This is a genomic window from Nocardioides ganghwensis, from assembly GCF_014779655.1.
GTDB classification, from domain to species: domain Bacteria; phylum Actinomycetota; class Actinomycetes; order Propionibacteriales; family Nocardioidaceae; genus Nocardioides; species Nocardioides ganghwensis.
This window is the reverse complement of record NZ_JACXYX010000007.1, coordinates 44401-70844: the sequence shown is the minus strand read 5'-3', so window position 1 is coordinate 70844 and position 26444 is coordinate 44401. Positions and strand designations below refer to the sequence as shown.

The window sequence follows — 26444 nt, the reverse complement described above, 5'->3', positions numbered from 1 at the left end:
GGGCCGTTCGTCACTCAGGAGTGCTGGTCAGGTGCTGACCCTCACGGCCGGTCGAGGCCGAAGGTGTAGCTGCCCGACCCGGAGTAGGACTGCACGCGCCACGAGTAGTAGCCCGCGGTGCCGGTGTAGGTGATCTTCTCCTCCGAGGTGCTGCTGATTCCCTGCGCGACCACGACCCAGGTCGAGCCGTTCCACTTCTCGAGGTAGAGGTCGAAGTCGGCGCCCGAGGGGCCCGAGATGCAGCCCACGTGGGTGCCGGCACCCGAGTTGTAGTAGTCGCTCGTGCCGGGGTGGTACGAGACGCCGCCGGAGCTCAGCGAGCCGGTCTCCGTCTCGGGCATGGTGCTGCAGGTGGTGGGGGTCGGGTCCGGCGGCGGCGTGGTGCCACCCGTGCCGACGTAGAGCAGGCGGTTGGGCGAGCCCGTGCCGGGGTTGGTGACCTTGTTGGTGGTCGCGGTGGAGATCAGCGCGTTGTTGACCGTCGCCGGCGAGGCCGACGGGTTGGACTGCAGGTAGAGCGCTGCCGCACCCGCGACGTGCGGGGTCGCCATCGAGGTGCCGCTGATGGTGTTGGTCGCCGAGGTGCCCGTGTGCCAGGCGGAGGTGATGTTGGAGCCGGGGGCGAACATGTCGAGGCACGAGCCGATGTTGCTGAAGCTGGAGCGCGCGTCGGTGTTGGTGGTGGACCCGATGGTGAGGCCGGCCGCGACGCGGGCGGGCGAGCTGTTGCACGCGTTGGCGCCCGAGTCGTTGCCGGCGGCGAGCGCGTAGGTGACGCCGTCGGCGATCGAGTTGGCCACGGCCGTGTCGAGGGCGGAGGAGATGCCGCCGCCCAGGCTCATGTTGGCCACGGCCGGCGAGCCGGCGGTGTGGTTCTGGGTGACCCAGTCCACGCCGGCGATGACGCCGGAGTTGGAGCCGCTGCCGTTGCAGTCGAGGACGCGGACCGCGACGAGGCGTACGCCCTTGGCGACGCCGTAGGTCGAGCCGCCGACCGTGCCGGCGACGTGCGTGCCGTGGCCGTTGCAGTCGGTGGTGCCGCGGCCGTCGTTGATCGCGGTGTAGCCCGAGACCGCACGGCCGCCGAACTGCGTGTGCGTGTTGAGCACGCCCGTGTCGATGATGTAGGCCGTCACCCCCGCGCCGGTGGCGTTGTAGGTGTAGGAGTTGTTGAGCGGCAGGTCGCGCTGGTCGATCCGGTCCAGGCCCCAGGTGGCGGGGGACTGGGTCGCGTCGAGCTGCACCGGCTTGTCGGCCTCGATGTAGGCGACGTTGGGGTTCTTGCGCAGCGCGGCGAGGGCCCGGCCGTTGAGCTTGGCGGCGAAGCCGTCGATCACCGAGGTGTAGGTGTGGGTGATGCTCGCGCCCTCGGCGCGGACGTCGGCCTTGGCGGCGCTGAGGCTCTTGCCGGGCGCCTCCTTGTCGAGCACCACGATGTAGCGGTCGTCGGCCGAGGAGCCGAGGACGGGCGCGAGGCCGTCGTCGGCGACGGAGGCCTGCGGGGCCTCCTGTGGCTTCTCCGTGCCGGCCGCGTGGGTGGCGGTCGGTGAGACGGCGAGTGCGGCACCGGCGAGCGAGGCGATCAGGCCTGCCGCCAGTCGGGGGCGTGCATGGTTCATCGATGGATCCTTCCCGAGACAGATGGACGAGGCTGACCTTGACCTTCCGACGCGGTCCCGGGCAAGGGGCAGGCGCCGCTTAACACTTAACTCGGCCAGCTCCAGCGGATCCCCGTCGTCCCCGGGGCGGTGTCGGTGTGGACCAGGTGGGCCCGCCGGTCGCGGTCCAGGGTGATCGGCTGCTCACGGTCCTCGGTGAAGGCCACCACGCTCTCCGGGAGCGCGCGCGGGTCGAACGCGACCTCGAGCAGGTACTCGCGCATCGGCAGGCGCAGGCGGCGGGTGTACTCGTGCTCGCGTGGGCCCGGGGTGGGGGAGACGACGTCGTACGTCACGATCACGGTCTCGCCCCGGCGCAGCGGCCGGAAGAAGACCAGCTCGGCGCCGACGACGCCCGCCTCGGGGTCCCGCTCCACCCGTCCGAGGGCGCACCCGCGCAGCGGACGGATCTCGGGGAGCCCGGCGTCCAGGTCGTCCTGGGCGTGCATCACGACGCGGCGGTCGGGTCCGTCTGCCCGGGCGCGCATCGCCTGCCGGACGGTGAGGCGGGCCTGGCGACGGTCGGGGCCGATGTGCAGGACGTCGTGGACCGAGACCCGCGCCAGCTCGGTGTCCCAGCTCGTGTCCAGCCGGCCGAGGACGGCGGTGTGGGGCTCCTCGGGCCACAGGACGTCGAGTCCCCGTACGGCGTGCCGCGGCGTGCGCTCGCGGGTGCTGGGGAGGGCGGCCGTGAGGCTGCCGGCAGGCAGTCCGAGGACCTCCTCGAGGTGCGGCAGGGCGGCCAGGGACGACCTCCGCCCGGGCTCGCTGCGCCCGGAGCGCCAGTAGCTCAGGGTCGCCGAGCTGACCGAGACGCCACGCTGGGCGAGGTGGTCGGTGATCCGGTCCAGGCTGAGTCCGCGCGCGTCGATGGCAGACCTGAGTGCGTCGGCGAAGGTCCCGGGCCTGTCACGCATCCGGACATCCAAGCGGAGGCCCCCGAGGGCTGCAACACGCCACCGCGTGGTGAGCGGCTGCTCCCGTAGCCGGTGGCTGCCACTAGCCTTCGGGGTGTGTCCGGCACCGTGATCGTCACCGACTCGACCGCGAGCCTGCCCGCCGAGGTGGCGCAGGCGCACGGCATCCGGGTGGTGCCGCTGCAGGTCGTCATCGGTGCGCGGGTGCTCGACGAGGGACCCGACGGGGCCACCCCCGAGGTGGTGGCGCAGGCACTGCGCGACTTCGTGCCCGTCAGCACGTCCCGCCCGGCACCCGCGCTCTTCGCCGAGCTCTACCGCTCGCTGGAGGCGGAGGGGGTCGACGAGATCGTCTCGATCCACCTCTCCGGCGAGATGAGCGGGACCTTCGAGTCGGCCCAGCTCGCCGCGCTCGAGGTCGACCTGCCGGTGCACGTCGTCGACTCCGGCCAGGTCGGGATCGCGACCGGCTACGCCGCCCTGACCGCGGCCGACGTGCTCGCGACCGGAGGTACGGCGCAGCAGGCGGCGGAGGCCGCGCTGGCCCGCGGGGAGGCCGCCACCTCGCTGTTCTACGTCGACACCCTCGAGTACCTGCGCCGCGGCGGGCGGATCGGTGCGGCAGCCGCGATCTTCGGCAGCGCGCTGTCGGTCAAGCCGCTGCTCGAGATCGCCGGCGGCAAGGTCGTGCCGCGCGAGCGCGTCCGTACGGCCTCCCGGGCGCTGGCGCGGCTGGCCGAGCTCGCCGTCGAGGCGGCAGGGGACCGGCCGGTCGACGTGTGCGTCTCCCACCTCGCCAACGCCGGCCGGGCCGAGGAGCTCGCGGCGACGCTCACCGATCGGCTGGCCGAGGGGCTGGAGGGTCGCGAGGTGATGTGCGGGGAGCTCGGCGCCGTGCTCGGCGCGCACGTCGGCCCCGGCATGGTGGCGGTCTGCGTCGCACCTCGGGACTGATCCACCCTGACCGGGCGCGACCTGCGCGGCCCTGTCCACAGATTGCCGCTCGCCCCTGTCGGAGGGCCGGGTGGCGTTCCTAGCGTGGAGCCATGCGCCGATCCCAGTCGTCCTCCGAGCACGCCGAGGCGGTGTCGCGGCGGCTGGCGACCCTGAGCGCCGAGCTCGCCGCCGTCCGCGGTGAGTCCGACGAGGCGCCCGACCCCACGCACACCCGGGTCCGCGAGCGTCCCGACGACCCGCCCGCTCCGGTGGTGCTGCCCGTCCCGGGCCGGCACGCGTCCCGTCGGCTCCGGATCGGCGGGCTCCAGCTCGGTCCGGCGCACCTCGCGGTGGTGTGCTGCGTGGCTGCTGTCGCCGTCGGCCTGGCGGCCTGGTGGGCCGTGCGCGACCAGGCCGAGGTGGTGCCCGTCGCGCCGTCGGCGGACGCGGCCGCCTCTCCCGCTCCGCTCGCCCCGGTCGACGCCGCCGGCACCGCGCCCGTCGGGGCGTCGGAGGCTGCCCCGCCGACCGAGGAGCTGGTCGTCGACGTCGCCGGCAAGGTGCGTCGTCCGGGCATCGCCGTGCTGCCAGCCGGCTCGCGCGTCGTCGACGCCCTCGAGGCGGCGGGAGGGGCCCGTCGCGGGGTGGACCTGACCTCGCTCAACCTCGCCCGGCCGGTCGTGGACGGCGAGCAGATCCTGGTCGGCGTCGAGGCAGCGGCGGGGGTGGCGGGCTCCCTCGGCACGTCGGTCCCCGGTGGTGAGGCCCTGGTCAACCTCAACACCGCGGACCTGGCGGCCCTCGACACCCTGCCGGGGGTCGGTCCGGTGACGGCGGAGGCGATCCTCGGCTGGCGCGACGCCAACGGGGGCTTCACCTCGGTCGACGAGCTGCTGGAGGTCGACGGCATCGGGGAGGCCACCCTCGCCGACCTGGCGCCGCACGTCACGCTCTGACGGCGACCCGTGCCGGACCTGCGCGCGATCGCCCTGGGCGTGGGAGCCTGGGTGGGCGCCCTGCTGGTGCTCCTCCTTCCCGGCCGGGCCGCCCTGTGCGGCACCTGCGCCGTGGTGGTGCTCGTCGGCGCCGGCGTGCTGCGCCGGTGGTGGACGGCCGCGTGGCTGGCACCGCTGGCGGCACTCGTGGCCGTGGCCGGGGTCGCCGCCCTGCACCAGGCGCTGGTCGCCACGTCGCCGCTCACCGCGCTGGCCCAGCAGCGCGCGGTGGCCACCGTGCACCTGGAGGTGACGTCCGACGTGCGCGTCGTGCCCGGCCAGTACGGCGAGCTCCAGGTCCTCCGGGCCGACGTGACCCGCCTCGCGGGGCGGGGGACGACGTGGCGCCTCGACGCGCCGGTCGTCGTGATGGCCGATGCGGACTGGCCGCGCCAACCGTTGGGCACCAGGCTCGAGACGACCGCCCGGCTGGTGCCGGGCGACGACGACGTGGCTGCGCTGGTCCGGCCCACGGGTGCGCCGAGGGTGGTGTCCGGGCCCGACGTCTGGTGGGACGCCGCGGCGGCCGTGCGCCGGGCGGTGAGGGAGGCGGTCTCCGGTCGCGACGCGGATGCCCGCGAGCTCGTTCCCGCCCTGGTGGTCGGGGACGACGGCGGCCTGGACCCCGACCTCGCCGAGGACTTCCGGACCACGGGGTTGACCCACCTGCTGGCGGTGAGCGGCACCAACCTCACGCTGGTGGTCGGCTTCCTGCTGGTCCTCGGTCGGTGGGCCGGCGTGCGCGGCCCGTGGCTCTACGCGCTCGGCGTGGTCGGCATCGTCGGGTTCGTGCTCACCGCACGAGCCGAGCCCAGCGTCGTGCGCGCCGCCGCGATGGGGGCGGTGGCCCTCGTCGGGATGGGGCGCAACGGGCGCTCGCGAGGCGTACGAGCTCTCGGCGTGGCGGTCCTCGGCCTGCTCCTCCTTCGACCCCAGCTGGCGGTGACGGCCGGGTTCGCGCTGTCGGCGCTGGCGACCGCGGGCATCCTGCTCCTCGCCCCGGTGTGGCGCGACGCCCTGATGCGGTGGACGCCGCGCTGGGTGGCCGAGGCGGTGTCGGTGCCGCTCGCGGCGCAGGTGGCCTGCACGCCCGTGGTGGCGGCGCTGTCCGGGCAGGTCAGCCTCGTGGCCGTCGGCGCCAACCTCCTCGCCGCACCCGCCGTCGCGCCCGCCACCGTGCTCGGCCTCGCGGGTGGTCTCCTCGGGCTGCTGTGGATGCCGCTCGGCGTGGTGGTGGCCGCGCCCGCCGCGTGGTCCGCAGGATGGATCATCGCCGTGGCCCGCTGGGGAGCGGCGGTGCCGACCGCGGCGATCGGCTGGGGCACCGGTCCGCTGCCGCTGGCCGCCCTCACCGTCCTGTGCCTGCTGTCGGTGCCGCTCGCCCCGCGACTGCTGGCCCGACCGGGCTCGACACTGGCCTGCACCGGCCTGCTCGTGGTGGTGATGGCGGCCCGGCCGCCCACGCCGGGCTGGCCGCCCGAGGGGTGGGTGCTGGCGATGTGCGACGTCGGCCAGGGTGACGGGCTCGTCCTGCGCGCCGGACCCGGCTCCGCCGTCGTGGTCGACGCGGGCCCCGACCCCGCGGCCATGGAGGCCTGCCTCGACCGGCTCGAGGTCACGCGCGTCCCCCTGGTGGTCCTGACGCACTTCCACGCCGACCACGTGGGTGGTCTCGCGGGGGTCCTCGACGGGCGCGAGGTCGGCTCCGTCGAGGCGACGGCGCTGCTCGAGCCGGTCGGTGGCGTGCGGGACGTCGAGGCGGCGGCGGGCAGCGCTCCCGAGCCCGCGGCGTACGGGCTCACGCGGCGGGTGGGCGAGGTGACGCTGCAGTCGGTGTGGCCGCGCCCGGGCGCTGCGCCCGGCGACGCGGGGGAGAGCGCACCCAACAACGCCAGCGTCGTGCTGCTCGCCGAGGTCGCCGGCGTACGGATCCTGCTGACCGGCGACGTGGAGCCGTCGGCCCAGTCCGCGCTGGCGCGTGACCTCGGTGGGCTCCGCGTGGACGTGCTCAAGGTGCCTCACCACGGCAGCCGGCACCAGGACGTCGACTGGCTGACGTCGCTCGGCGCCCGGCTCGCGCTGGTGTCGGTGGGGGAGGGCAACGACTACGGGCACCCTGCACCGGACCTGCTGGCAGCACTGTCGGCCACGGGTGCGCAGGTGTGGCGCACCGACCTCGCCGGCGACGTCGTCGTGGTGGTCGCCGACGGCGAGGTCGGTGTCGCCACCGGCGGATAGGGTTGGCGCACCATGGCACGCACCCCCTCCGCCGCGCAGGTCCTCGGCCACGTCGTCCTCGTGACGGGCAAGGAGGAATACCTCTCCGCCCGCACGGTCGCCTCGGTCCGCGACGCCGTGCGCGCCCACGACGCCGAGGCGGAGATGGCCGAGTCGCCCGCGTCCGACCTCACCCTCGCGTCGCTCGGGGAGATGTCGGCGCCGTCGCTGTTCTCCTCGATCCGGTGCGTGGTCGTGCGCGGGCTGGAGGACCTGCCCGACGAGTCGGTCGACGGGCTGCTGGCCTACTGTGCGGCGCCGGCCGACGACGTCGCCCTCGTCCTGGTGCACTCCGGCGGGCAGAAGGGCAGCGGCGTCCTCACCAAGCTGCGCAAGCTCGGACCGGTGACCGAGGTCAAGTCCGAGGAGGTCAGGGCCAACGAGATGCCGGCCTTCGTGTCCTCCGAGGTGGCCTCGCACGGTGCCCGGATCGACTCAGACGCGGCCGCGTTCCTCGTCCAGGCGGTCGGCACCGACCTCCGGTCGCTGGCCGCCGCCGCCGACCAGCTCACCAACGACTTCCACGGCGAGCACCTCACCGTCGACAAGGTCCAGCGCTACTTCGGCGGCCGCGCGGAGGCGAAGTCCTTCACCGTCGCCGACGCCGCGTTCGCCGGCCGACGCGCGGTCGCGCTGGAGGAGCTGCGCTGGGCGCTCGACTCCGGCACGTCCCCGGTCCTCGTCACCTCGGCCATGGCGGCGTCCGCCCGCAGCCTCGCGCGCTACCTCGGCGCCCCGCGGGGAGCCCGCGACGCCGACCTCGCCCGTGACCTCGGCGTGCCTCCGTGGAAGGTGCGCACGGTCCGCGACCAGTCCCGCTCGTGGAACCCCGAGGGCATCGCCGCCGCGGTCCGGGCAGTGGCGGTCGCCGACGCCGACATCAAGGGTCAGGCGCACGACGCGTCCTACACGCTCGAGCGGCTCGTGCTCACGGTGGCGGGACTGCGCGAGAGCCGCTGACCTGGGAGCGGGCTTCCCGCCCGCGTCCCGCCTCCTCGGCGTACGTCATGGGCGGTGGTCGTCCGGGCAACCGCGCGCCATGCCGCCGCGCCCGTACGTCATGGGCCGTGGTCGTCGGGACAGCCCCGCGCCATGACGGCCGGCGGCGGGTCGCTGCCCCCCCGAAATGCGAAACACCCGCCACCAGGGGCGGGTGTCCAGCGGGAGGGTCCGGGTCAGAGCGACGCGGCCTTCTTGGCGATCGACGACTTGCGGTTCGCGGCCTGGTTGGCGTGGATGACGCCCTTCGACGCGGCCTTGTCGAGCGCCTTCATGGCGTCGCGACCGGCAGCCACGGCGGCGTCCTTGTCGCCGGCGTCGGACAGCTCGCGGAACTTGCGGACAGCAGTCTTCAGGCGCGACTTGACGGCCTGGTTGCGCTGACGCGCCTTCTCGTTCTGCTTGTTGCGCTTGATCTGGGACTTGATGTTCGCCACGTGTGGATCCTTGAGTGCTCGACCGGAAGGGCTTGACCGGAATGGGAAAGTCTGTGCTTGTCGGCTGCCTGGCAACCCCTCCCAAGATCGGCACGGGGAGGGTCGGGTGCCGGACACGCAAGGAGGAACACTACCGCCACGGCTCGTGCGCGCCCAAATCGCTCAGGCGCGAGGTCGACCGGTGCGGCGGGCGACTGCCTCCAGGATGCGGCGCGACTCCCGCAGACGGAAATCGTTGAGCGTCGGCAGGTTGACGTCGACGGCCACCACCGAGCGTACGGCGAGGTGGGTGCCGAACCCCGCCAGGAACGCGGTGACGACCTCGTCGCCGGCCTCCGACAGGGCCGGCGAGAGGGGGATCGAGGCGTCGAACCACGGGTCCTCGACGCGTTCGAGGCGGGCGAGGAGCGGGTCCGCCCACGCCGGACCACGAGCGGCCATTCCCCAGTCGAGGAAGACCAGCTCACCGCTTGGTCGCCGCAGCAGGTTGTCGACGCGGATGTCCCAGTGGGCGACGTGCGACCCCGGCTGCTCGGCCAGGTCCCGCAGCACCGCGGCCCAGTGCGGGGCTCGGGCGTGCACCCACGCGGGCACGGGTGCCTCGCGTGGCGCCTGCGGCAACGCGGAGAGGGTGTCGGACCAGAGCCGGAAGCGCTGGGACAGCTCCACCAGCGGCACGGAGGCCGGCAGGTCACGCTCCTGCAGGACCTCCGAGAGCCGGTCGACCCCGTGGAGGACCGCGTCGAGCTCGGCGGGGTCGGCGAAGTCGGGGTGACGGCCCTCGACGTCCTCGATCAGCAGTGCGACCCACTCGCCGTCGTCGTACGACGCCAGCAGCCGCGCCCACAGCGGGTGCTCGCCGAGGTGGGAGAGCACCGCGACCTCCCGGCGGAACAACCCGGGCGTGTCCGGGTTGAGTCCCGCGCCGACCGCCTTGACGAAGGCCCGCGTCCCGTCGGCGCACGACAGGCGGGTCGCGCACCCCGGCGACATGCCCCCGACCTGCTCGGCCGTCGCGACGACGGGTGACCCGAGCTCGGCGTCCACCCAGTCCCGGACCGCAGCGGGGATCGCGTCGTAGGTGAGGCGTACGCCGACGGCGCGGGGCGTCGTCACGACCAGCCCCGGCGCTCCGCCAGCCAGTCCCAGCACACCTCGCCCTGCCACCGCTGGTGGTCGCGGATGTGGGGCGACGTCGGCGGCACCGGCAGCTCGCACTGGGTGAGGAAGTAGCCGACGTAGAGCGCGAGGTTGATGTCGTACGCCTCCGGGTCGACGTCGCGCAGCAGCCGTCGCTCGCCGATCACCGCGTCGACGTCGGCGCCCTCACCGCGCGGTCCGATCAGCGCCGCGAACGAGTCGAACCACGCCGCGCCGCGCACCGGCCAGTTCCAGTCGCAGACCAGGGCACGGCCGGCCGGGTCGATGATCACGTTGTCGGAGCGGATGTCGGTGTGGACGAGGGTGTCGCCGCCGACGACCTCGGCGAAGCGCCGGGCCAGCGCCTCGGCCTCCGCGAGGTACGCGGGGCCGAGGTCCGTACGCCGCTCGCGCAGCTCGGCCCACCCCTCGAGGAGGGGAGCGAAGTCGTCGGCGGCGGCATCGAGCGCGAGACCGGCGGGCGGCGGCGTCACGGCGTCGGCCACGTCCTCCAGCGAGTCGAGGAGGGCGTCGAGGTCCTCGCGCACCCACGGTCGGTGGGGCGCGCGGGCCGCGACGTACTCGATGCCCAGCACCACCCAGTCGTCGTCGAGGTGCCACAGCAGCCTCGGCGCCGGGACCGCGGCGGGCAGCGCCGCCAGCTTGCGGGCCTCCTCGCGGTAGGAGTCGGCGAAGGTCCGCTGCGCCTTGACCGAGGCCGCCTTCACGAAGTGGCGCGAGCCGTCCTCGCAGACCAGCACCGACGCGAAGCCGGGCGTGAACCCGCCCGTCTGCGAGATGGCGGAGACGACGGGGGATCCGCACTTGCGCTCGATGTACGCCCGCAGGTTCGGCGGGAGGAAGGCCCACTCCAGCCGCCGAGCGGTCTTCCCGTGCGGGGCGGGATAGGGGGCCAGGGGGGAGCGCGACATGGCGGCATCCTTCACCACCGACGTGGCGGGGCTCGACCCGATACCTGAGGACGTCGTGGACGGTGAGGACGGCCGCATCGTCCACGACGTCCTCAGATATCGGGTGGAAGCCTGCGAGGTGGGCCGGAGAGACTGGCGCCATGCCCGAGCTCGTCCTGCCGACCACGTCCGTCCACGCGTCGTTCCTGGAAGCGATGGACGAGTTCGTCGCCGAGGGCGCCGAGCACAGCCAGACCGCCGCGTGGATCGAGCACAACGCCCCGGGATGGCGGGAGCCGGCGGCGTTCGAGGTGTTCGTCGAGGCCGTGAGGGCAGACGCGCTCGAGGAGACTCCGCGACCCGAGCGGCACGTGCCGTGCACGACCCTGTGGTGGGTCGACGGTGAGGACTACCTCGGCCGGCTCGCGATCCGGCACCGGCTCAACGACTTCCTGCTCGACGTCGGCGGGCACATCGGCTACGACGTACGCCCCACCCGCCGGCGCGAGGGCCACGCCACCGCGATGCTGCGCCAGGCGCTGCCGTGGGCGCGCACGCTGGGCATCGACCCCGCCCTGGTCACCTGCGACGACGACAACGTCGGCTCGATCCGGGTCATCGAGACCGCAGGCGGGGTGCTGGAGGACGTCCGCAGGGACAAGCGGCGCTACTGGGTGCCGACGGGGCGGTAGTCATCCCGCGGGCGGGATCGCGGCCGTCCGGGTCCGCGTCGCGGCGCCGACGCCGACGACCGCCACCAGCAGCCCGACCAGCTGCAGCACCGACAGCGTCTCGTCGAGCACCACCCAGGCGAGGACCGCCGTCACGGGTGGGCTGAGGAAGAACAGGCTGGCCGCGGCGCCAGAGCCCCCGCGCAGCACCAGCAGGGACAGCAGCACGAGCCCGACGATCGAGTTGACGATCGCGAGGAAGAGCACGGCGACCAGCGCCTGGCGGCCGTCCGTGACCGGCCAGGCGCCCTCGGTGGTCCACCCCAGGACGAGCAGCGGGGGAGCCGAGACGGCGAACTGCACTGCCGCCGACCAGAGCAGGTCCGGCTGGGCCCCGATCCACCGCTGGCCCAGGGTGCCGAGGCTGAGGGTGAGCATGCTCAGGCAGCCGATCAGCACGGCGGCCGGACCCCCGGCGCGGCCCAGGTCGCCCCCCAGCACCAGGAGCACGCCGAGGACGCCCACCACGAAGCCGCCGACCTGGAGCAACGAGACGCGCTCGCCGAGGATCGCGGCCGCCAGCAGTGCGGTCAGCACCGGGCTCAGCGCGTGGAAGAGCGAGGCCAGCGTGGCGCCGAGCCCGAGGTCGAAGGCGACGTACATCAGGCCGAACTGGACCGCGTTCATCATCAGGCCGACCGCGGCGACGCGGGTCACCGTGGCCCGGTCCATGCGGGTGGGACGGCGCAGCGCCAGCGAGAGCGCGACGGCCAGCACGGCTGCGAGCGCGAAGCGCCAGCCGAGCACGGTGAAGGGCGCCGCCGCCTGCACGGCGGCGGGCCCGGAGATGTAGCCCGAGGACCACACCAGGACGAAGGCCACCGCGGGGACGAGGGGCAGGTGCGCTGCTCGCGGGGGCCGGGTCACCCGGTCACGCTAACGATCGTCGTCGGTTCGGCACGCCACGCACCGCGTGGAAGAATGACCCGACCCCGCCGTCGTACTCCCGAAAGCAGTCCGTGAGCCTCAAGAACGCGCCGCAGCCTGGCTCGACCGACCCGTCGATCATCCGCAACTTCTGCATCATCGCGCACATCGACCACGGCAAGTCGACGCTGGCCGACCGCATGCTGCAGCTCACCGGGGTCGTCGACGAGCGCGCGTCGCGTGCGCAGTACCTCGACCGGATGGACATCGAGCGCGAGCGTGGCATCACGATCAAGTCGCAGGCCGTCCGGATGCCCTGGACCGTCCCCGCCGGCAACGCCGAGGACGCCGAGCCGGGAAGCTACGTCCTCAACATGATCGACACCCCCGGGCACGTCGACTTCACCTACGAGGTCTCGCGCAGCCTCGAGGCGTGCGAGGCGGCGGTCCTGCTGGTCGACGCCGCCCAGGGCATCGAGGCCCAGACGCTCGCCAACCTCTACCTCGCGATGGGCGCCGACCTCCACATCATCCCCGTGCTCAACAAGATCGACCTGCCCAGCGCCAACGTGGAGAAGTACGCCGCCGAGCTCGCCGGCCTGGTCGGTTGCGAGCCCGAGGAGGTGCTGCTGACCAGCGCCAAGACCGGCGTCGGCGTCGAGGCGCTCCTCAACGAGATCGTGAAGCAGACCCCGCCGCCAGTGGGCGACGCGGACGCCCCGGCGCGCGCACTGATCTTCGACTCGGTCTACGACACCTACCGCGGCGTGGTCACCTACGTCCGGGTCGTCGACGGCAAGCTCAGCCACCGCGACCGGATCAGGATGATGTCGACCAACGCGGTGCACGAGATGCTCGAGGTCGGCGTGATCAGCCCGGAGCCCGTGAAGGCCGGCGAGATCGGCGTCGGCGAGGTCGGCTACCTGATCACCGGTGTGAAGGACGTGCGCCAGTCCCGGGTGGGCGACACGGTCACCTCCCAGCACCACGGCGCGACCGAGTCGCTCGGCGGCTACAAGCACCCCAACCCGATGGTCTACGCCGGTCTCTACCCGATCGACGGCGACGACTACCCGACGCTGCGCGACGCCCTGGAGAAGCTCCAGCTCAACGACGCGGCGCTGACCTACGAGCCCGAGACCTCGGGCGCCCTCGGGTTCGGCTTCAGGTGCGGCTTCCTCGGCCTGCTCCACATGGAGATCACCCGCGACCGTCTCGAGCGCGAGTTCAACCTCGACCTGATCTCGACCGCGCCCAACGTGGTCTACCAGGTCGTGATGGACGACGGCACCGAGCACGAGGTCACCAATCCGAGCGAGTACCCCGACGGCAAGGTCGCCGAGGTCCGCGAGCCCGTCGTCAAGGCGACGATCCTGGCGCCGTCCGACTACATCGGCACGATCATGGAGCTGTGCCAGCTCAAGCGCGGCAACCTGCAGGGGATGGACTACCTCTCCGAGGATCGCGTCGAGATGCGCTACACCCTGCCGATGGGCGAGATCGTCTTCGACTTCTTCGACCAGCTGAAGTCGCGCACCAAGGGCTACGCCTCGCTCGACTACGAGCGCTCCGGCGAGCAGGCCGCCGACCTGGTCAAGGTCGACATCCTGCTGCAGGGCGAGCCGGTCGACGCGTTCAGCGCGATCGTGCACCGCGAGGCGGCCTACTCCTACGGCGTGATGATGGCCGGCAAGCTCAAGGACCTGATCCCGCGCCAGCAGTTCGAGGTACCGATCCAGGCCGCCATCGGCGCCCGGGTGATCGCCCGCGAGACCATCCGCGCGATCCGCAAGGACGTGCTCGCCAAGTGCTACGGCGGCGACATCAGCCGCAAGCGCAAGCTGCTGGAGAAGCAGAAGGCCGGCAAGAAGCGGATGAAGAACATCGGGTCGGTCGAGGTGCCGCCCGAGGCCTTCGTCGCCGCGCTGTCGACCACGCAGCCGACGGAGAAGTCCGGCAAGAAGTGACCGTCGTCCGGGCCGAGGACGTCGCCCCGCAACCGTGGCCCAACGGCGGCGGCACGACCCGCGAGCTGCTCCGCGCGGCTGACCGCTCGTGGCGGATCAGCCTGGCCGAGATCGTCTCAGACGGTCCGTTCTCGGTGTTCGGGGGACAGCACCGGGTGCTCACCGTGGTCGAGGGCCCGGTCCTCTCGCTCGACGTCGACGGCGAGACCCACGTCGTGGAGCCGCAGCGGCCGTTCGCCTTCCCGGGCGACGCCGAGGTCGTCGCCTCCGTGCCCGAGGGGCCGGTGCGCGCGCTCAACGCGATCGCCGACCCCGGCGTCGCGGCGTACGTCACGGTGCTGGAGCTCGGCCGTTCGTCCACCCTGCCGCTCGCGGCGGACCAGGCGGCGTACGTCGTGAAGGGGGGTGGCGACCTCGGGACGGGCACGCTGGTCGCCGGACCGGGCGAGGTCGCCGGTCGGTGCACCGTCGCTGTCGTCACCCTGCAGCAGGTCGGCTGACCGGTCCGTCGGTCCGTCCGGCGGGTGGAACCGCAGCCCGACGCTGGTCGTCACACCTGCCATGACGGACCGCCTGGCGTGCGCAGCGACGGTGCTCGTCGTCGGCTCGCTCCTCGTCGGGTGTGCCGGTGACCCGCAGTGCGAGGCCGGTCCGCACGTCGTCCGGGAGGTGGGTCCGTCGATCGTCCTCGACTCGGCGACCGGGGCCGACGGCGAGCCGGTGCGCGTCGTCGAGCTGTCCCGCGTCCGCTTCGACGGCCGGCCGGTGGATCGACGCCTCCTGGCCTCCTCGCCGCGGTCCGACGGCCTCTCCCTCGACGGTGGTCGTCTGGTCTGCGACCTGCCCTGCGGACTCGCGGGAACAGGCGGTCGGTGGCAGATCAGGGTCACCGGACCTGCCGCGAGCACCGCGCTGGTCGACGCCCACGGTGAGCCCCGGCTCGACCCGGGTGGGTGCAGCCCCGCGGTCGGCCGGGCGCCCGAGGTCGTGCTACGGCTCGCGCCGGCCGACGGCGCCCCCTGAGGCCGTCTGCCGGCCGCGCGGACCAATCCGTGCCCGCCCGCCGCCGCGAACGACCTCCATGCTCCTCGCCGACCGGATCCGCGTCGAGCTGGTCCGCGCCGGCGCGCGCCTCACGGTCTCCTACGGCGAGGGCCTGCGCTTCGCCGGCAACGAGCTGCCGCGGCCGACCCGTACGCGTGTGCTGACGCGGCACGGACGGGTCCCGGTGCTGGTCTACCGCCCCGGTCCGGGGCCGCTCCCGGTCCACGTGCACCTGCACGGCGGCGCCTTCCTGATGCGCCACCCCGGGATGGACGACTGGTGGTGCCGCTACGTCGCCGCCACTGCCGGCGTCGTGGTCGCCAACGTCGACTTCGAGGTCGCCCCGCGCGTGACCTACCCGGTGGCGCAGCACCAGGCCCACGACGTCGCCGCGCACCTGGCCGCCGACGGCACGCCCGTCTCGGTCGGCGGCTTCAGCTCAGGTGGCGGGCTGGCGGCGTCGGTCGCCCTCCAGGCCCGCGACTCCGGCTCGTTCACCCCGACCCTGCAGGTGCTGGGCATCCCGGCCCTGGACCTGTCGGCCGAGCCCCGCGACGACGACCCGGGGATGATCTCGCCGGACCTGCGGCGCCTGGTCAGGCGCGTCTACTTCCCCGATCCGGCGACCCGCCTCGAGCCGTACGCCTCCCCGCTGCTGGCCGACGACCTGCGGGGGCTGCCGCCCGCCGTCGTGCTGACCGCCGAGCGCGACGTCCTGCGCGCGGAGGGGGATGCGTACGCCCACCGGCTGCGGGCGGCGGGGGTACGAGTGGTGCACGACGTGACCCCGGACGTCGACCACTACTTCCTGACCGAGGACCCCGTGCGGGCCCGCACCACCATGGCGATGGTGGCCGAGGAGATCCGCGCCGCTATGCCTGCTCGCGGCTGAGCGAGACCTCCGTGACGGTGATGCCGAGGGCCGCCTCGAGCGCGGCGACCGGCTCGTCCAGCTCGGCCCTGCGCGGGCGGCGGGTCCGGGCGAACCAGGTCACCTCGAGCGGGCGACGCCTCGCCGTCCCGGCCGCCCGCCAGAACCCGGTGATCCGGCCGTCGACGAGCAGCGGCGGCAACAGCATCCCGTTGGACTCGTTCCACAGCCGCCGGTGGTGCTCGGGCGTCACGAAGCGGTCGCGGACCTTCGAGTCGTAGCCGCACAGCAGCGCGTCGAACTCCGGCAGCAGACGTACGCCCGGCACGTCCCGCGGTGGCGGCGCGTCGGCCAGGTCGAGGTACGTGCGGCCGTCCGGACCCCGGTCCTCGACCAGGTCGAGGCCGGCCAGCCCCTCGTCGACCGCCGCTGCCGGCATGCCGGACCACCAGGCGACGTCCTGGCGCGACGACGGTCCGTGGGCGGCGAGGTGCAGGCGTACGGCGTCGGCGACCGTCGCCGGCCCCGTCCGCTCGAAGGTCGCGTAGACCGGCTTGCCCTGGCCCTCCCACTTCTCGCCGGAGGCGGGCCTGCGCACGAGGGCGCCGTGGGCGAAGCCCAGGTAGCGCCCGGGCCCCGCCGCGGCCGCGGCCAGCGAGCCCGGGGCGTGGCGGCCCAGCCAGTCGTCGACGTGGGCGCGCAGCTCGTCGGGGGAGCGCCACTCCCGGGCGAAGTCCTCGATGGAGGTCCATAGTGTCGCGAGCTGCTCGTCGGTGATCCCCAGCACCCGAGCCCACCGCGGGTGCTGCCCGACCCGGGTGGCCTCGGCCAGCACGGTGTAGGCCCGCGGGCTCGCGGTGTGCACGGTCCCGCGGATGGTGCTGCCGCGGACGATCGCACCGGTGGCGTACGCCTCGCTGACCTCCGCGTGCGTGGTGCCGGGGAAGCGCGCCCCGAGCCCGATGAACGCCGACCGGGCGGTCTGCGTCTGCAGGTCGCCGATCGCGTCCACCCGCGCGGCCACCGTGCCCGGGTCGTCGGGGAACTGCCGGGCCAGGGACGCGGCGGCCAGGTCGTCCCAGCCCAGCACCACGCTCAGCCGCGCATCGGGCCGCCGGTGCGGCCGTAGGACTCGGCGACGATCTCCGCCACCACGGACAGCGCGATCTCACCCGGACCCTTGCCGCCGAGGTCGTGGCCCGCCGGCACGTGCAGCGTGCTGACGTCGACGCCTTCGGCGACGAGGTCCTCGAGCAGCCCCGCAGCCCGCCTGCGGCTGGCCATCATCGCGACGTAGGACGCCTCCGAGGCGAGCGCCGCCCGGAGCACGGCGGGTGCGTCCGGGGCGTCGTGGTCGCACAGCACCACCGCGTCACCGGACTGCGGGTGCAGGCCCGGACCTCCGTCGTCGGCGGCCTCGACCACCACGGTGCGTCCGACCGTCGAGGCGATCACGGCGATGCTGCGCGCGATCGGGTTGTCGGTGAGGACCAGGATGCGGCCCTGTCGGACCGGGTCGTCCGACCACGGCTGCTCACGCTCGCTCATGCGTGTACTCGCTTCGCTCGTCGCGCTGTACTCGATGATGAGCTCGCTGACGCTCGCTCATGGCGGCCAGCCTAGGCTCGCCGCATGTCGGTCGCCATCCCTCCGGGACTGCTGGCGCAGCGGTCGCTCGGGGAGGACTGGGGTCGCTGGCTGGACCGGTTGCCGCGACTCACGGACGAGCTGCTCGGGGAGTGGGACCTGCGTGCGGCCGACGCGGCGGTGCACGGCTACTGCTCGCTCGTGGTGCCCGTGACCGACGCCGACGGTGCGCCTGCCGCCCTCAAGGTGAGCTTCGACGGCGACGAGGAGTCCCGCCACGAGGGGCTCGCGCTCCAGCACTGGGCCGGGCGGGGTGCCGTACGCCTCCGCAGGGCCGACCCGCGCCGGCGCGCGCTGCTCCTCGACTGGCTGCCGGGCCCGGACCTCGGCGACGCGTGGGACGTCGAGGCGTGCGAGGTGGTCGGCGACCTCTACGCCCGGCTGCACATCCCTGCGCTGCCGCAGCTGGCGAACGTCGCGTCGTACGTCGAGCGCTGGCTGTACGACCTCGAGGAGCTCGGCCGCGACATCCCCGTCCCACCCAGGTACGTCGAGCAGGCGTTGTCCCTGGGGCCTGACCTGCTGGTGTCCGAGGGCGAACCAGTGGTGGTGCACGGCGACCTCCACTACGCCAACGTGATGGCCGACGACGCGGGGGAGTGGGTGGCGATCGACCCCAAGCCGATGGCCGGCGATCCGCACTACGAGCCCGCACCCCTCCTGTGGAACCGGATGGACGAGCTGAGCGGTCCCGGTGCCGTCGGCTCCTTGCGCGACGGCCTGCGCCGACGCTTCCACGCGGTCGTCGACGCGGCCGGCCTCGACGAGGACCGCGCGCGCGACTGGGTGGTCGTCCGGATGGTCCTCAACGCGGGCTGGGCCGTCCAGGACGCCCGGCGGGCGGGTCGCGGCCTGCGTGCGGACGAGCAGGACTGGATCACCCGCTGCATCGCGATCACCAAGGCCGTGCAGGAGTGAAACGGGCCGCCAGACGGGCCGAAAGTCTGCTTCTGGGTGACACCACGTGAGAATTCGCCGTGTTTGCTACCGCTCGGTAAACCCCGTGATCTAGGTTACAGCCAAGTCAGCCAGCACGCCCCCGCTGTGTGGCGCTCCGCGTCACGCCCTCGACGAATGAGTAGGTAACAGATGCCGATCACCATCGACACGGCGTTCCTCGACACGATGCCGGCCAACGTGGCCGTCCAGTTCTTCGACCGGGTCGCCGCGACCCCCGACGCGGAGGCCTTCCGGTTCCCGCGCGGCGAGGCCTGGGAGTCGGTGACCTGGAAGCAGGCCGGCGACAAGGTCGAGGCGCTGGCCGCGGGCCTGATCGCGCTGGGTGTGGAGCCCGAGCAGCGCGTCGGCATCGCGTCCGGCACGCGCTACGAGTGGATCCTCGCCGACCTCGCGATCATGTGCGCCGCCGGTGCCACCACCACGGTCTACCCGACCACCAACGCCGAGGACACCGTCTACATCCTCGGTGACTCCGAGAGCCGCGTGGTCTTCGCCGAGGACGACGAGCAGCTCGCCAAGCTCACGGCCCACCGCTCCGAGCTGCCCCACGTCTCGAAGGTCGTGACCTTCGAGGGCAAGGCCGACGGCGACTGGGTCATCACCCTCGACGACCTCGCCGCGCTGGGCGCCGAGAAGCTCGCCGCCGAGCCCGACGTGGTCCGTACGACGTCGCAGGCGATCCGCCCCGACCAGCTCGCCACCCTCATCTACACCTCCGGCACGACCGGCCGCCCCAAGGGCGTGCGCCTGCGGCACGCCTCCTGGGTCTACGAGGGCGAGGCCATCAAGGCCCAGAACATCCTGTCGCGGGACGACCTGGAGTTCCGCTGGCTGCCCCTCGCACACTCCTTCGGCAAGGTGCTCATGTCGGTGCAGCTGGCCATCGGCTTCCCGTGCGCCATCGACGGTCGCGTCGACAAGATCGTGGACAACCTGGGCGTGGTGAAGCCCACGTTCATGGGCGCGGCGCCCCGCATCTTCGAGAAGGCACACGGTCGCGTCGTGACCATGACCGCTGCCGAGGGCGGCGCCAAGGAGAAGATCTTCAAGAAGGCCTTCCAGGTCGGCCTCGAGGTCGAGCGCCTCAAGCGCGAGGGCAAGTCGGTGCCGATCGGCCTCAAGGTGCAGCACGGCCTGTTCGACAAGCTCGTCTTCTCCAAGGTGCGTGACCGCTTCGGTGGGCGGGTGCGCTTCTTCATCTCCGGTGCGGCCGCCCTCAACCGGGACATCGCCGAGTGGTTCAACGCCGCCGGCATCGTGATCCTCGAGGGCTACGGCATGACCGAGAACTCTGCCGGCGCGACGGTCAACCATCCCGACGACAACCGCATCGGCACCGTCGGCCGGGCCTTCCCGGGCGCCGAGGTGAAGATCGGCGACGGTGACGAGGTGCTGCTCCGTGGCCCCCACGTCATGGACGGCTACCACAACCTCCCCGAGGAGACGGCCAAGGCGCTCGACGCCGACGGGTGGCTGCACACGGGTGACAAGGGCTCGCTCGACGCCGACGGCTTCCTCACCATCACGGGCCGCATCAAGGAGCTCTTCAAGACCTCCGGCGGCAAGTACATCGCGCCGCCGGCGATCGAGTCGAAGTTCAAGGCCATCTGCCCCTACGCCAGCCAGTTCATGGTGTTCGGCGACGAGCGCAACTTCTGTGTCGCCCTCGTCACCCTCGACCCGGACGCGATGGCCGGCTGGGCCGAGGAGAACGGCATGAGCGGCAAGTCCTACACCGAGATCGTGCAGTCCGAGGCGGTGAACAAGATGGTCGGCGACTACGTCGACGAGCTCAACACCCACCTCAACCGCTGGGAGACCATCAAGAAGTGGAAGCTCCTCGACCACGACCTCACGGTCGAGTCGGGCGAGCTGACGCCGTCGATGAAGGTCAAGCGCAACGTCGTGCAGGACAACAACCAGGCGCTGATCGACGAGATGTACGCCTGACAGCTCCTCGAACGGGTGTCGGTGGGAGACCACTGGCACCCGTTCGCCATTTCCGGCGTGGTTGGATACCCGCGTGCCCCCCGCTCAACCCGACGGCGACGTCGCGCCCGAGGACGGCCTGCTCCCCGACGAGGCCTGGGCCGAGTTCGGCAGCAAGCCGTTCGGCCTCTACGTCCACGTCCCGTTCTGCTCGGTGCGGTGCGGCTACTGCGACTTCAACACCTACACCGCCCACGAGCTCGGCGACGAGGTGGGCGCGAGCCGGTCGTCGTACGCCGAGGCGGCGATCCGCGAGATCCGGTTCGCGCGCCACGTGCTGGGCCACCGTGACGTGCCGATCGAGACGATCTTCTTCGGCGGCGGGACGCCCACGCTCCTGAAGCCCGCCGACCTCGGCGCCATCGTCGCGAGCGCCGCGGCCGAGTTCGGCCTGGTCGACGACGTCGAGATCACCACCGAGGCCAACCCCGACAGCGTCGCGGCGTGGGACCTCGACGAGCTGCGCACCGCCGGGTTCAACCGGATCAGCTTCGGCATGCAGTCCGCCGTCGACCACGTCCTGCGCACCCTGGACCGCACGCACGACCCGATGCGGGTGCCGGCCGTGGTCGAGTGGGCGCGGCAGGCAGGCTTCGAGGACATCTCCCTCGACCTCATCTACGGCACGCCGGGGGAGTCGCTCGCCGACTGGGAGACGTCCGTCGACGCGGCCCTCGACTGCCGCCCCGACCATGTCTCGGCCTACTCCCTCATCGTCGAGGAGGGCACGGCGATGGGCAGGCAGGTCGCCCGCGGCGAGCTGCCGATGCCCGACGAGGACGACCTCGCCGACAAGTACCACCTCGTCGACGAGAAGCTGGCTGCCGCCGGGATGAGCTGGTACGAAGTGTCCAACTGGGCGACCTCGCCCGACCACTGGTGCCGCCACAACCTCCTCTACTGGACCGGTGGCCACTGGTGGGGCGTGGGCCCCGGCGCGCACTCGCACGTCGGCGGGGTGCGCTGGTGGAACGTCAAGCACCCGGCCGCGTACGCCGAGCGGCTCGCCCGCGGCGTCTCGCCCGCGCTGGCCCGCGAGGTGCTCGGCTACCGCGACCAGCGGGTCGAGCGCATCATGCTCGAGATCCGGCTGGTGGAGGGGCTCCCGGTTACGGCCCTCGACGCCTCGGGTCGCTCCCACGTCGCTCGCATGGTCGCTGACGGCCTCGTCGAGCTCTCCGCCGAGCGCCTGGTCCTGACCCAGCGCGGCCGCCTGCTCGCCGACGCCGTGGTCCGCGACCTCACCGACTGACCGGCCCCAGCGCGGATCGGGGAGTCCCGGCTCGCCCTGGTCGAGCCACCGCTCCCCGATCCCGGTGGACGTGTGCCCGCCCTTCGGTGGTCGAGGCGGATCTCGACACGGGTCGCCAGTCCTTCGCTCCGCTCAGGGCTGGGTCGTGAAGTCGATGAGCTCCTCGACCCGGCCGAGGAGGGCCGGCTCGAGGTCGGCGAAGGAGCTCACCCGACCGAGGATGTGCTTCCAGGCGCGCGCGATGTCGGCCTGGTCACGGTGGGGCCAGCCGAGCTGCTGGCAGGTGCCGGTCTTCCAGTCGATGCCCTTCGGGACGTGTGGCCAGCGCGGGATGCCGAGGCGGTCGGGCTTGACCGCCTGCCAGACGTCGATGAACGGGTGCCCGACGACGAGCACGTGCTTGCCGATGGGGGAGCGGGCGATGCCCTGCGCGATGCGCGCCTCCTTGGACCCCGGGACCAGGTGGTCGACCAGGACGCCGACGCGTCGCTGCGGGCCGGGCTTGAAGTCGCGGAGGTGGTCGGCGAGGTCGTCGACGCCGCCGAGGTACTCCACGACCACGCCCTCGATGCGCAGGTCGTCGCCCCAGACCTTCTCGACCAGCTCGGCGTCGTGGCGGCCCTCGACGAAGATCCGGCTCGCCCGCGCCACCCGGGCCCGCGCGTTGGGCACCGCGACGGAACCCGAGGCCGTACGGGTGGGCGCGGCGGGCGCACCGGCGCGGACGGGACGGGTGAGGACCACCGGCTTGCCCTCGAGCAGGAAGCCGGGGCCGAGCGGGAACGTGCGCCGCTTGCCGCGCCGGTCCTCCAGCGTCAGCGTGTCGATGTCGCGGTCGACCGCGACGACCTCGCCGCACCAGTCGGTGGTCACCTCCTCGACGACCATGCCGAGCTCGGTCGGCATCTCGGTGGCGCGGCCGTTCTTCGGGGCGCGCCAGTCGCCGGAGAGGACGTCGGTTCCGTAGCGATCCTGAGGCACTGGGCTACGTTAGGCGCCCAACGGCTCGAGGACGGGGTGGCACGCCGTGCACTCACGCACGACCATGACGACGGCACCCCGGCCCGTACGCCGACGCCGCCGCGACTGGATCCGCGCGCGCCTTCGTGGCGACCACGAGGAGGACGGCGTCTTCCGCCCGGTGCGACTGCCGCTCTGGATCGACCTGGGCGTCGCGGCCCTCATCGTCCTGGTCGCAGCCGGGGGCTTCGTCGGCTTCTTCCTCTGGCTGGCCCGCACGCAGGTGCGCTGACCCGCCGGGTCACTCCTCGGAGGACTCCTCGGAGGACTCCTCGGACGAGGACCGCTCGGTGCCGTCGCCCTGGGTGGGCGCCGTGCTCGCGCCGTCGTCGTTGCCCAGGTCCTCCTGGGTGGCGTCCATCTCGAGCTCCTCGCGGCTCTTGGTCTCCTCGGCGTCGGGGTCGAGGGGCTCGGCCAGCGGGTTGTCCTCGCCGGGCTGGAGGTCCTCGGGCAGCTGGTCGTCGGAGATCCCGCCGAGGCTCGCGTCGTCGGGCGACGCGGTGCCGCCGGAGTGGTCGGAGTCGGCGGGGCTGGTGCCGCTGCCGGCCTTGGGCGTGTCAGTCGACTCGGTGTTGTCGGTCTGGGACTCGCTGTTCTCGGTCATGCCCCAGTCCTACCGACCCCCGTGCGCCCCGGCCAGCCCCGTGGGGGTGGGACGGCTCAGACCAGACGGCTCAGACCCGACGGCTCAGACCAGCGGGAGGCGCTTGTGTCCGCGGGGCAGGTGCGCGTAGCCGAGGCGTACGGCGCTCTCGAGCAGCGCGGGGTCCCACGGCCACTCGCCCTGTGCGAGCGCCTCCGACTGCGGCACGCCGCGCGAGGCCAGGTCGCGGATGGTCTCGGCGACCACGCCGAGGTCGAAGCGTTGGTCCTGCACGAACGCCTTGTCGACGACCTTGCCGTGGCCGGGCACCACCACCGTCGCGTCGGTCATCAGGCCGAGCACGAGGTCGAGCGTGGTCGGCCACTCCAGCGGCCAGGAGTCGTCGCCGATGAAGGGCGGGTCGGACTCCTCGACCAGGTCGCCGCCCAGCAGCACGTCGGCGTCGGGCACGCGTACGACGAGGTCGCCGGCGGTGTGCCCGCGGCCCGGGTGGATGAGCTCGACGCTGCGGTCGCCGAGGTCCAGCTGGACCGCCGAGGAGAAGGTGTGGGTGGGCAGCTGCAGCGTGGTCGCGAGGACCTCGTCGCGGCGCGGGTCCGCGGCGTCCTGCTCGTAGCGCTCGAACGTGTGTCGCGCCGAGACCTCCATGTGCTCGCCTGCCCAGTCGGTGGCATGGATCGGCAGGTCGCCGAACTGCTCGACCATGGTGGCGTTGCCGAAGTGGTGGTCCCAGTGCTCGTGGGTGTTGACCAGGCCCGTCAGCGGGCCGGCGCCCAGGCGGCGTACGTCGTCGGCGACCCGGCGGGCCTCGGCGGCGGACCCGTGCGTGTCGACCATCAGCAGGCCGTCGGAGCCGCCGACGAGCGTGATGTTGACGTGCATCCAGTCGTAGTGCGCCACCCACACCCGCGGCGCGACCTCGGTGAACCGGGGGGTGGAGTCGGGCATGCCCGCGAGCCTACGGTTCCCTTGTAGAGTTGGCACTCCGAGCAAACGAGTGCCAGCAATCCGGATCCGACGTGCAGAGGAGGGCTCGATGGTCGACGACCGCAAGCTCGACGTGCTCCGCGCGATCGTGGAGGACTACGTCGCGACCGAGGAGCCCGTCGGCTCCAAGGCGCTCGTCGAGCGGCACGGCCTCGGTGTCTCCCCGGCCACGGTCCGCAACGACATGGCGGCGCTCGAGGACGAGGGCTACATCCACCAGCCGCACACGAGCGCCGGCCGGGTCCCGACCGACAAGGGCTACCGGCTCTTCGTCGACAAGCTGGCCACCCTCAAGCCGATGAGCGCGGCCGAGAGGCGCGCCATCGCGACGCTGCTCGACGGCGCCGTCGACCTCGACGACGTGGTCCAGAAGTCGGTGCGGCTGCTCAGCCAGCTCACCCGCCAGGTCGCGATCGTCCAGTACCCCACGCTCTCGCGCTCCACGGTGCGCCACATCGAGCTGGTCTCGCTGACCCCCACCCGCGTGATGGTGATCCTGATCCTCAGCACGGGGCGGGTCGAGCAGCGCCTCGTCGAGCTCGACGCGGCGGTCGTCGACACCGACCTCGCCGAGCTGCGGGTCGCGGTCAACCAGGCCAGCGCGGGCGTGCAGATCGCGGCGGCCGCCGCCGCGCTCGGCGACCTGCCCGACGCCGTACGCCCCGAGCAGGTCGACTCGGCCCGGGCGATCGTGGGCGTGCTCACCGAGGCGATGTCCGACCACCGCAACGACGAGCGCGTCGCGGTCGGCGGCACCGCCAACCTCGCCCGCTACGGCGACTTCGACACCGCCGTGCGCCCGCTGCTCGAGGCGCTCGAGGAGCACGTCGTGCTGCTCAAGCTCCTCGGGGAGTCGGGCACCGACGCCCTGACCGTGCGCATCGGGCACGAGGGCCCCTACTCCGAGCTCGCGGCCACGAGCGTCGTCGCCACCGGCTACGGCCCGCAGGAGTTCCACCTCGGCTCCCTCGGCGTCGTCGGCCCCACCCGCATGGACTACCCCGGATCCATGGCAGCCGTGCGCGCGGTCGCGCGCTACGTCTCCCGGATCCTCGATGAAGGAAACCAGTGACCCAGGACCCCTACGAGATCCTCGGCGTCTCGCGTGACGCCGGCGCCGACGAGATCAAGAAGGCCTACCGCAAGCTCGCGCGGCAGCTCCACCCCGACGTCAACCCGGACCCGGAGACGCAGGAGCGCTTCAAGGACGTCTCCCGCGCCTACGAGGTGCTCAGCGACCCCGGCAAGCGCGCGGCGTACGACCGTGGCGGCGACGCGTTCAGCCAGGGCTTCGGCGGCGCCGGCCAGGGCTTCAGCTTCACCGACATCATGGACGCGTTCTTCGGTGGCGGAGCCCCGGGCGCCGGCCAGTCGCGCGGTCCGCGCTCGCGTGCCCGGCGCGGCCAGGACGCGCTGATCCGCCTCGACGTCGAGCTCGCCGAGGCCGCCTTCGGCGTCACCCGCGACCTCAAGGTCGACACGGCGCTGCGCTGCGAGGCGTGCGAGGGCGAGGGCACCGCGCCCGGCACCAAGCCCATGGCGTGCGAGACCTGTCACGGCCAGGGCGAGGTCGCCGTCGTCCAGCGCTCGTTCCTCGGCGAGATCCGTACGCTCCGCCCGTGCGCGGCGTGCCGTGGCTACGGCTCGATCATCCCCGACCCGTGCCGCGAGTGCTCCGGCGACGGCCGGGTCCGCTCGCGCCGCACCCTGACGGTCAAGATCCCCGCCGGCGTCGACCACGGCACCCGCGTCCAGCTCACCGGCCAGGGCGAGGTCGGTCCCGGCGGCGGTCCGGCCGGCGACCTCTACGTCGAGATCCACGTCGAGCCGCACCCGACCTTCACCCGGCACGGCAACGACCTCCACACCACGATCTCGCTGCCGATGACGGCCGCGGCGCTCGGCACCCAGCTCACCCTCCCGCTGCTCGAGGCGGACCTGCCGACGTCCAAGGACTCGGAGACCGTCACGACCTTCGACCTCGAGGTCCGCCCCGGCACCCAGTCGGGCAGCGAGCAGGTGATCCGCGGCTTCGGCGTGCCCAGCCTGCGCGGGGGTCGCGGCGACCTGGTCGTCAGCATCTCCGTGGACACCCCGACGCGCCTCGACCCGCGCCAGGAGGAGCTGCTGCGCGAGCTCGCGGCGATCCGCGGCGAGGAGTCGCCCGACGGCCAGGTCGAGGCACCGCACAAGTCGATGTTCGGACGCCTGCGCGACGCCTTCCAGGGCTGAGCC

Annotated in this window: 26 protein-coding genes; 15 read left to right on the top strand and 11 right to left on the bottom strand. The window is 73.0% G+C overall.

Annotated elements, in window-relative coordinates; genetic code table 11:
* Positions 1 to 41: 41 nt before the first annotated feature.
* Both IEZ24_RS10080 and IEZ24_RS10075 read right to left on the bottom strand, forming a co-directional pair.
* Positions 42 to 1619 carry a S8 family peptidase gene (locus IEZ24_RS10080; RefSeq protein ID WP_129453530.1) on the bottom strand — a complete coding sequence of 526 codons (1578 nt, stop codon included), beginning with the start codon at positions 1617 to 1619 and terminating at the stop codon, positions 42 to 44.
* 86 nt (positions 1620 to 1705) lie between these two features.
* Positions 1706 to 2575 (bottom strand): helix-turn-helix domain-containing protein, encoded by an 870-nt coding sequence (locus tag IEZ24_RS10075; RefSeq protein WP_129453529.1) that lies wholly within the window; start codon positions 2573 to 2575, stop codon positions 1706 to 1708.
* A gap of 96 nt (positions 2576 to 2671) precedes the next feature.
* On the opposite strand from IEZ24_RS10075, the gene IEZ24_RS10070 reads away from it, so the two are divergent.
* The 4 genes from IEZ24_RS10070 to holA all read left to right on the top strand — a co-directional run bounded on the left by IEZ24_RS10070 (position 2672) and on the right by holA (position 7743).
* Entirely contained in the window at positions 2672 to 3529 is an 858-nt protein-coding gene (locus tag IEZ24_RS10070; protein ID WP_129453528.1) for a DegV family protein, read from the top strand.
* Positions 3530 to 3621: 92 nt separating this feature from the next.
* Positions 3622 to 4467, top strand: coding sequence for a ComEA family DNA-binding protein (locus IEZ24_RS10065; protein WP_129453527.1), 846 nt, complete (start codon positions 3622 to 3624; stop codon positions 4465 to 4467).
* Positions 4468 to 4938: 471 nt separating this feature from the next.
* The gene (locus IEZ24_RS10060) at positions 4939 to 6744 is read left to right on the top strand and encodes a ComEC/Rec2 family competence protein (protein ID WP_397190692.1); all 1806 of its coding nucleotides are present in this window, start codon (positions 4939 to 4941) and stop codon (positions 6742 to 6744) included.
* Positions 6745 to 6756: 12 nt separating this feature from the next.
* Complete coding sequence (gene holA / locus IEZ24_RS10055) at positions 6757 to 7743, top strand: DNA polymerase III subunit delta (protein WP_129453525.1); 987 nt, start codon at positions 6757 to 6759, stop codon at positions 7741 to 7743.
* 215 nt (positions 7744 to 7958) lie between these two features.
* Here holA and rpsT read toward each other — a convergent pair whose 3' ends face one another.
* From rpsT to IEZ24_RS10040, 3 genes are all read right to left on the bottom strand, one after another.
* Positions 7959 to 8219, bottom strand: a complete 261-nt coding sequence (gene rpsT, locus IEZ24_RS10050; RefSeq protein ID WP_129453524.1) for a 30S ribosomal protein S20 — start codon at positions 8217 to 8219, stop codon at positions 7959 to 7961.
* Positions 8220 to 8381: 162 nt separating this feature from the next.
* A complete protein-coding gene (locus IEZ24_RS10045; protein WP_129453523.1) occupies positions 8382 to 9335 on the bottom strand; it encodes an aminoglycoside phosphotransferase family protein in 954 nt (317 codons plus the stop codon).
* Positions 9332 to 10291 (bottom strand): phosphotransferase family protein, encoded by a 960-nt coding sequence (locus IEZ24_RS10040; RefSeq protein ID WP_129453522.1) that lies wholly within the window; start codon positions 10289 to 10291, stop codon positions 9332 to 9334. The genes IEZ24_RS10045 and IEZ24_RS10040 overlap by 4 nt, the downstream gene beginning before the upstream one ends.
* 140 nt (positions 10292 to 10431) lie before the next feature.
* On the opposite strand from IEZ24_RS10040, the gene IEZ24_RS10035 reads away from it, so the two are divergent.
* Positions 10432 to 10962, top strand: a complete 531-nt coding sequence (locus IEZ24_RS10035) for a GNAT family N-acetyltransferase (protein WP_129453521.1) — start codon at positions 10432 to 10434, stop codon at positions 10960 to 10962.
* Here IEZ24_RS10035 and IEZ24_RS10030 read toward each other — a convergent pair whose 3' ends face one another.
* A complete protein-coding gene (locus IEZ24_RS10030) occupies positions 10963 to 11868 on the bottom strand; it encodes a DMT family transporter (protein ID WP_129453520.1) in 906 nt (301 codons plus the stop codon). It abuts the gene before it with no gap.
* 92 nt (positions 11869 to 11960) lie between these two features.
* Between IEZ24_RS10030 and lepA the strand changes: the two genes are divergently transcribed.
* The 4 genes from lepA to IEZ24_RS10010 all read left to right on the top strand — a co-directional run bounded on the left by lepA (position 11961) and on the right by IEZ24_RS10010 (position 15771).
* Entirely contained in the window at positions 11961 to 13835 is a 1875-nt protein-coding gene (gene lepA / locus IEZ24_RS10025; protein WP_129453519.1) for a translation elongation factor 4, read from the top strand.
* A complete protein-coding gene (locus IEZ24_RS10020; RefSeq protein ID WP_129453518.1) occupies positions 13832 to 14335 on the top strand; it encodes a HutD/Ves family protein in 504 nt (167 codons plus the stop codon). The genes lepA and IEZ24_RS10020 overlap by 4 nt, the downstream gene beginning before the upstream one ends.
* 61 nt (positions 14336 to 14396) lie before the next feature.
* Positions 14397 to 14858: a hypothetical protein gene (locus IEZ24_RS10015; RefSeq protein ID WP_129453517.1), complete on the top strand. Its 462-nt coding sequence runs from the start codon at positions 14397 to 14399 to the stop codon at positions 14856 to 14858.
* Positions 14859 to 14916: 58 nt separating this feature from the next.
* Positions 14917 to 15771, top strand: coding sequence for an alpha/beta hydrolase fold domain-containing protein (locus tag IEZ24_RS10010; protein ID WP_129453516.1), 855 nt, complete (start codon positions 14917 to 14919; stop codon positions 15769 to 15771).
* Here the strand turns inward: IEZ24_RS10010 and IEZ24_RS10005 are convergent.
* Together IEZ24_RS10005 and IEZ24_RS10000 are read right to left on the bottom strand one after the other, a co-directional pair.
* Positions 15752 to 16840, bottom strand: a complete 1089-nt coding sequence (locus IEZ24_RS10005; protein ID WP_165355963.1) for a winged helix DNA-binding domain-containing protein — start codon at positions 16838 to 16840, stop codon at positions 15752 to 15754. The two genes, IEZ24_RS10010 and IEZ24_RS10005, sit on opposite strands and share 20 nt — an antisense overlap.
* A gap of 5 nt (positions 16841 to 16845) precedes the next feature.
* Positions 16846 to 17298: an XdhC family protein gene (locus IEZ24_RS10000; protein ID WP_129453514.1), complete on the bottom strand. Its 453-nt coding sequence runs from the start codon at positions 17296 to 17298 to the stop codon at positions 16846 to 16848.
* Positions 17299 to 17382: 84 nt separating this feature from the next.
* Between IEZ24_RS10000 and IEZ24_RS09995 the strand changes: the two genes are divergently transcribed.
* The 3 genes from IEZ24_RS09995 to hemW all read left to right on the top strand — a co-directional run bounded on the left by IEZ24_RS09995 (position 17383) and on the right by hemW (position 21598).
* Positions 17383 to 18315, top strand: a complete 933-nt coding sequence (locus tag IEZ24_RS09995) for an aminoglycoside phosphotransferase family protein (protein WP_129453513.1) — start codon at positions 17383 to 17385, stop codon at positions 18313 to 18315.
* A gap of 171 nt (positions 18316 to 18486) precedes the next feature.
* Complete coding sequence (locus IEZ24_RS09990; RefSeq protein WP_129453512.1) at positions 18487 to 20307, top strand: AMP-dependent synthetase/ligase; 1821 nt, start codon at positions 18487 to 18489, stop codon at positions 20305 to 20307.
* A gap of 73 nt (positions 20308 to 20380) precedes the next feature.
* Positions 20381 to 21598: a radical SAM family heme chaperone HemW gene (gene hemW, locus IEZ24_RS09985; protein WP_129453511.1), complete on the top strand. Its 1218-nt coding sequence runs from the start codon at positions 20381 to 20383 to the stop codon at positions 21596 to 21598.
* Between the two features lie 132 nt (positions 21599 to 21730).
* Here hemW and IEZ24_RS09980 read toward each other — a convergent pair whose 3' ends face one another.
* Positions 21731 to 22579 (bottom strand): DUF3097 domain-containing protein, encoded by an 849-nt coding sequence (locus IEZ24_RS09980; protein ID WP_129453510.1) that lies wholly within the window; start codon positions 22577 to 22579, stop codon positions 21731 to 21733.
* A 64-nt stretch (positions 22580 to 22643) separates the two neighbouring features.
* Here IEZ24_RS09980 and IEZ24_RS09975 point away from each other — a divergent pair, with 64 nt between their 5' ends.
* Positions 22644 to 22850: a hypothetical protein gene (locus tag IEZ24_RS09975; RefSeq protein ID WP_129453509.1), complete on the top strand. Its 207-nt coding sequence runs from the start codon at positions 22644 to 22646 to the stop codon at positions 22848 to 22850.
* 9 nt (positions 22851 to 22859) lie between these two features.
* Here IEZ24_RS09975 and IEZ24_RS09970 read toward each other — a convergent pair whose 3' ends face one another.
* Together IEZ24_RS09970 and IEZ24_RS09965 are read right to left on the bottom strand one after the other, a co-directional pair.
* Positions 22860 to 23222 carry a hypothetical protein gene (locus IEZ24_RS09970; protein WP_129453508.1) on the bottom strand — a complete coding sequence of 121 codons (363 nt, stop codon included), beginning with the start codon at positions 23220 to 23222 and terminating at the stop codon, positions 22860 to 22862.
* Between the two features lie 84 nt (positions 23223 to 23306).
* Positions 23307 to 24170 (bottom strand): MBL fold metallo-hydrolase, encoded by an 864-nt coding sequence (locus IEZ24_RS09965; protein ID WP_129453507.1) that lies wholly within the window; start codon positions 24168 to 24170, stop codon positions 23307 to 23309.
* 88 nt (positions 24171 to 24258) lie between these two features.
* Between IEZ24_RS09965 and hrcA the strand changes: the two genes are divergently transcribed.
* The gene (gene hrcA, locus IEZ24_RS09960; RefSeq protein WP_129453506.1) at positions 24259 to 25281 is read left to right on the top strand and encodes a heat-inducible transcriptional repressor HrcA; all 1023 of its coding nucleotides are present in this window, start codon (positions 24259 to 24261) and stop codon (positions 25279 to 25281) included.
* Positions 25278 to 26441, top strand: a complete 1164-nt coding sequence (gene dnaJ, locus IEZ24_RS09955; RefSeq protein ID WP_129453505.1) for a molecular chaperone DnaJ — start codon at positions 25278 to 25280, stop codon at positions 26439 to 26441. Before hrcA ends, dnaJ begins: the two co-directional genes overlap by 4 nt.
* The last annotated feature ends 3 nt before the right edge of the window (positions 26442 to 26444 follow it).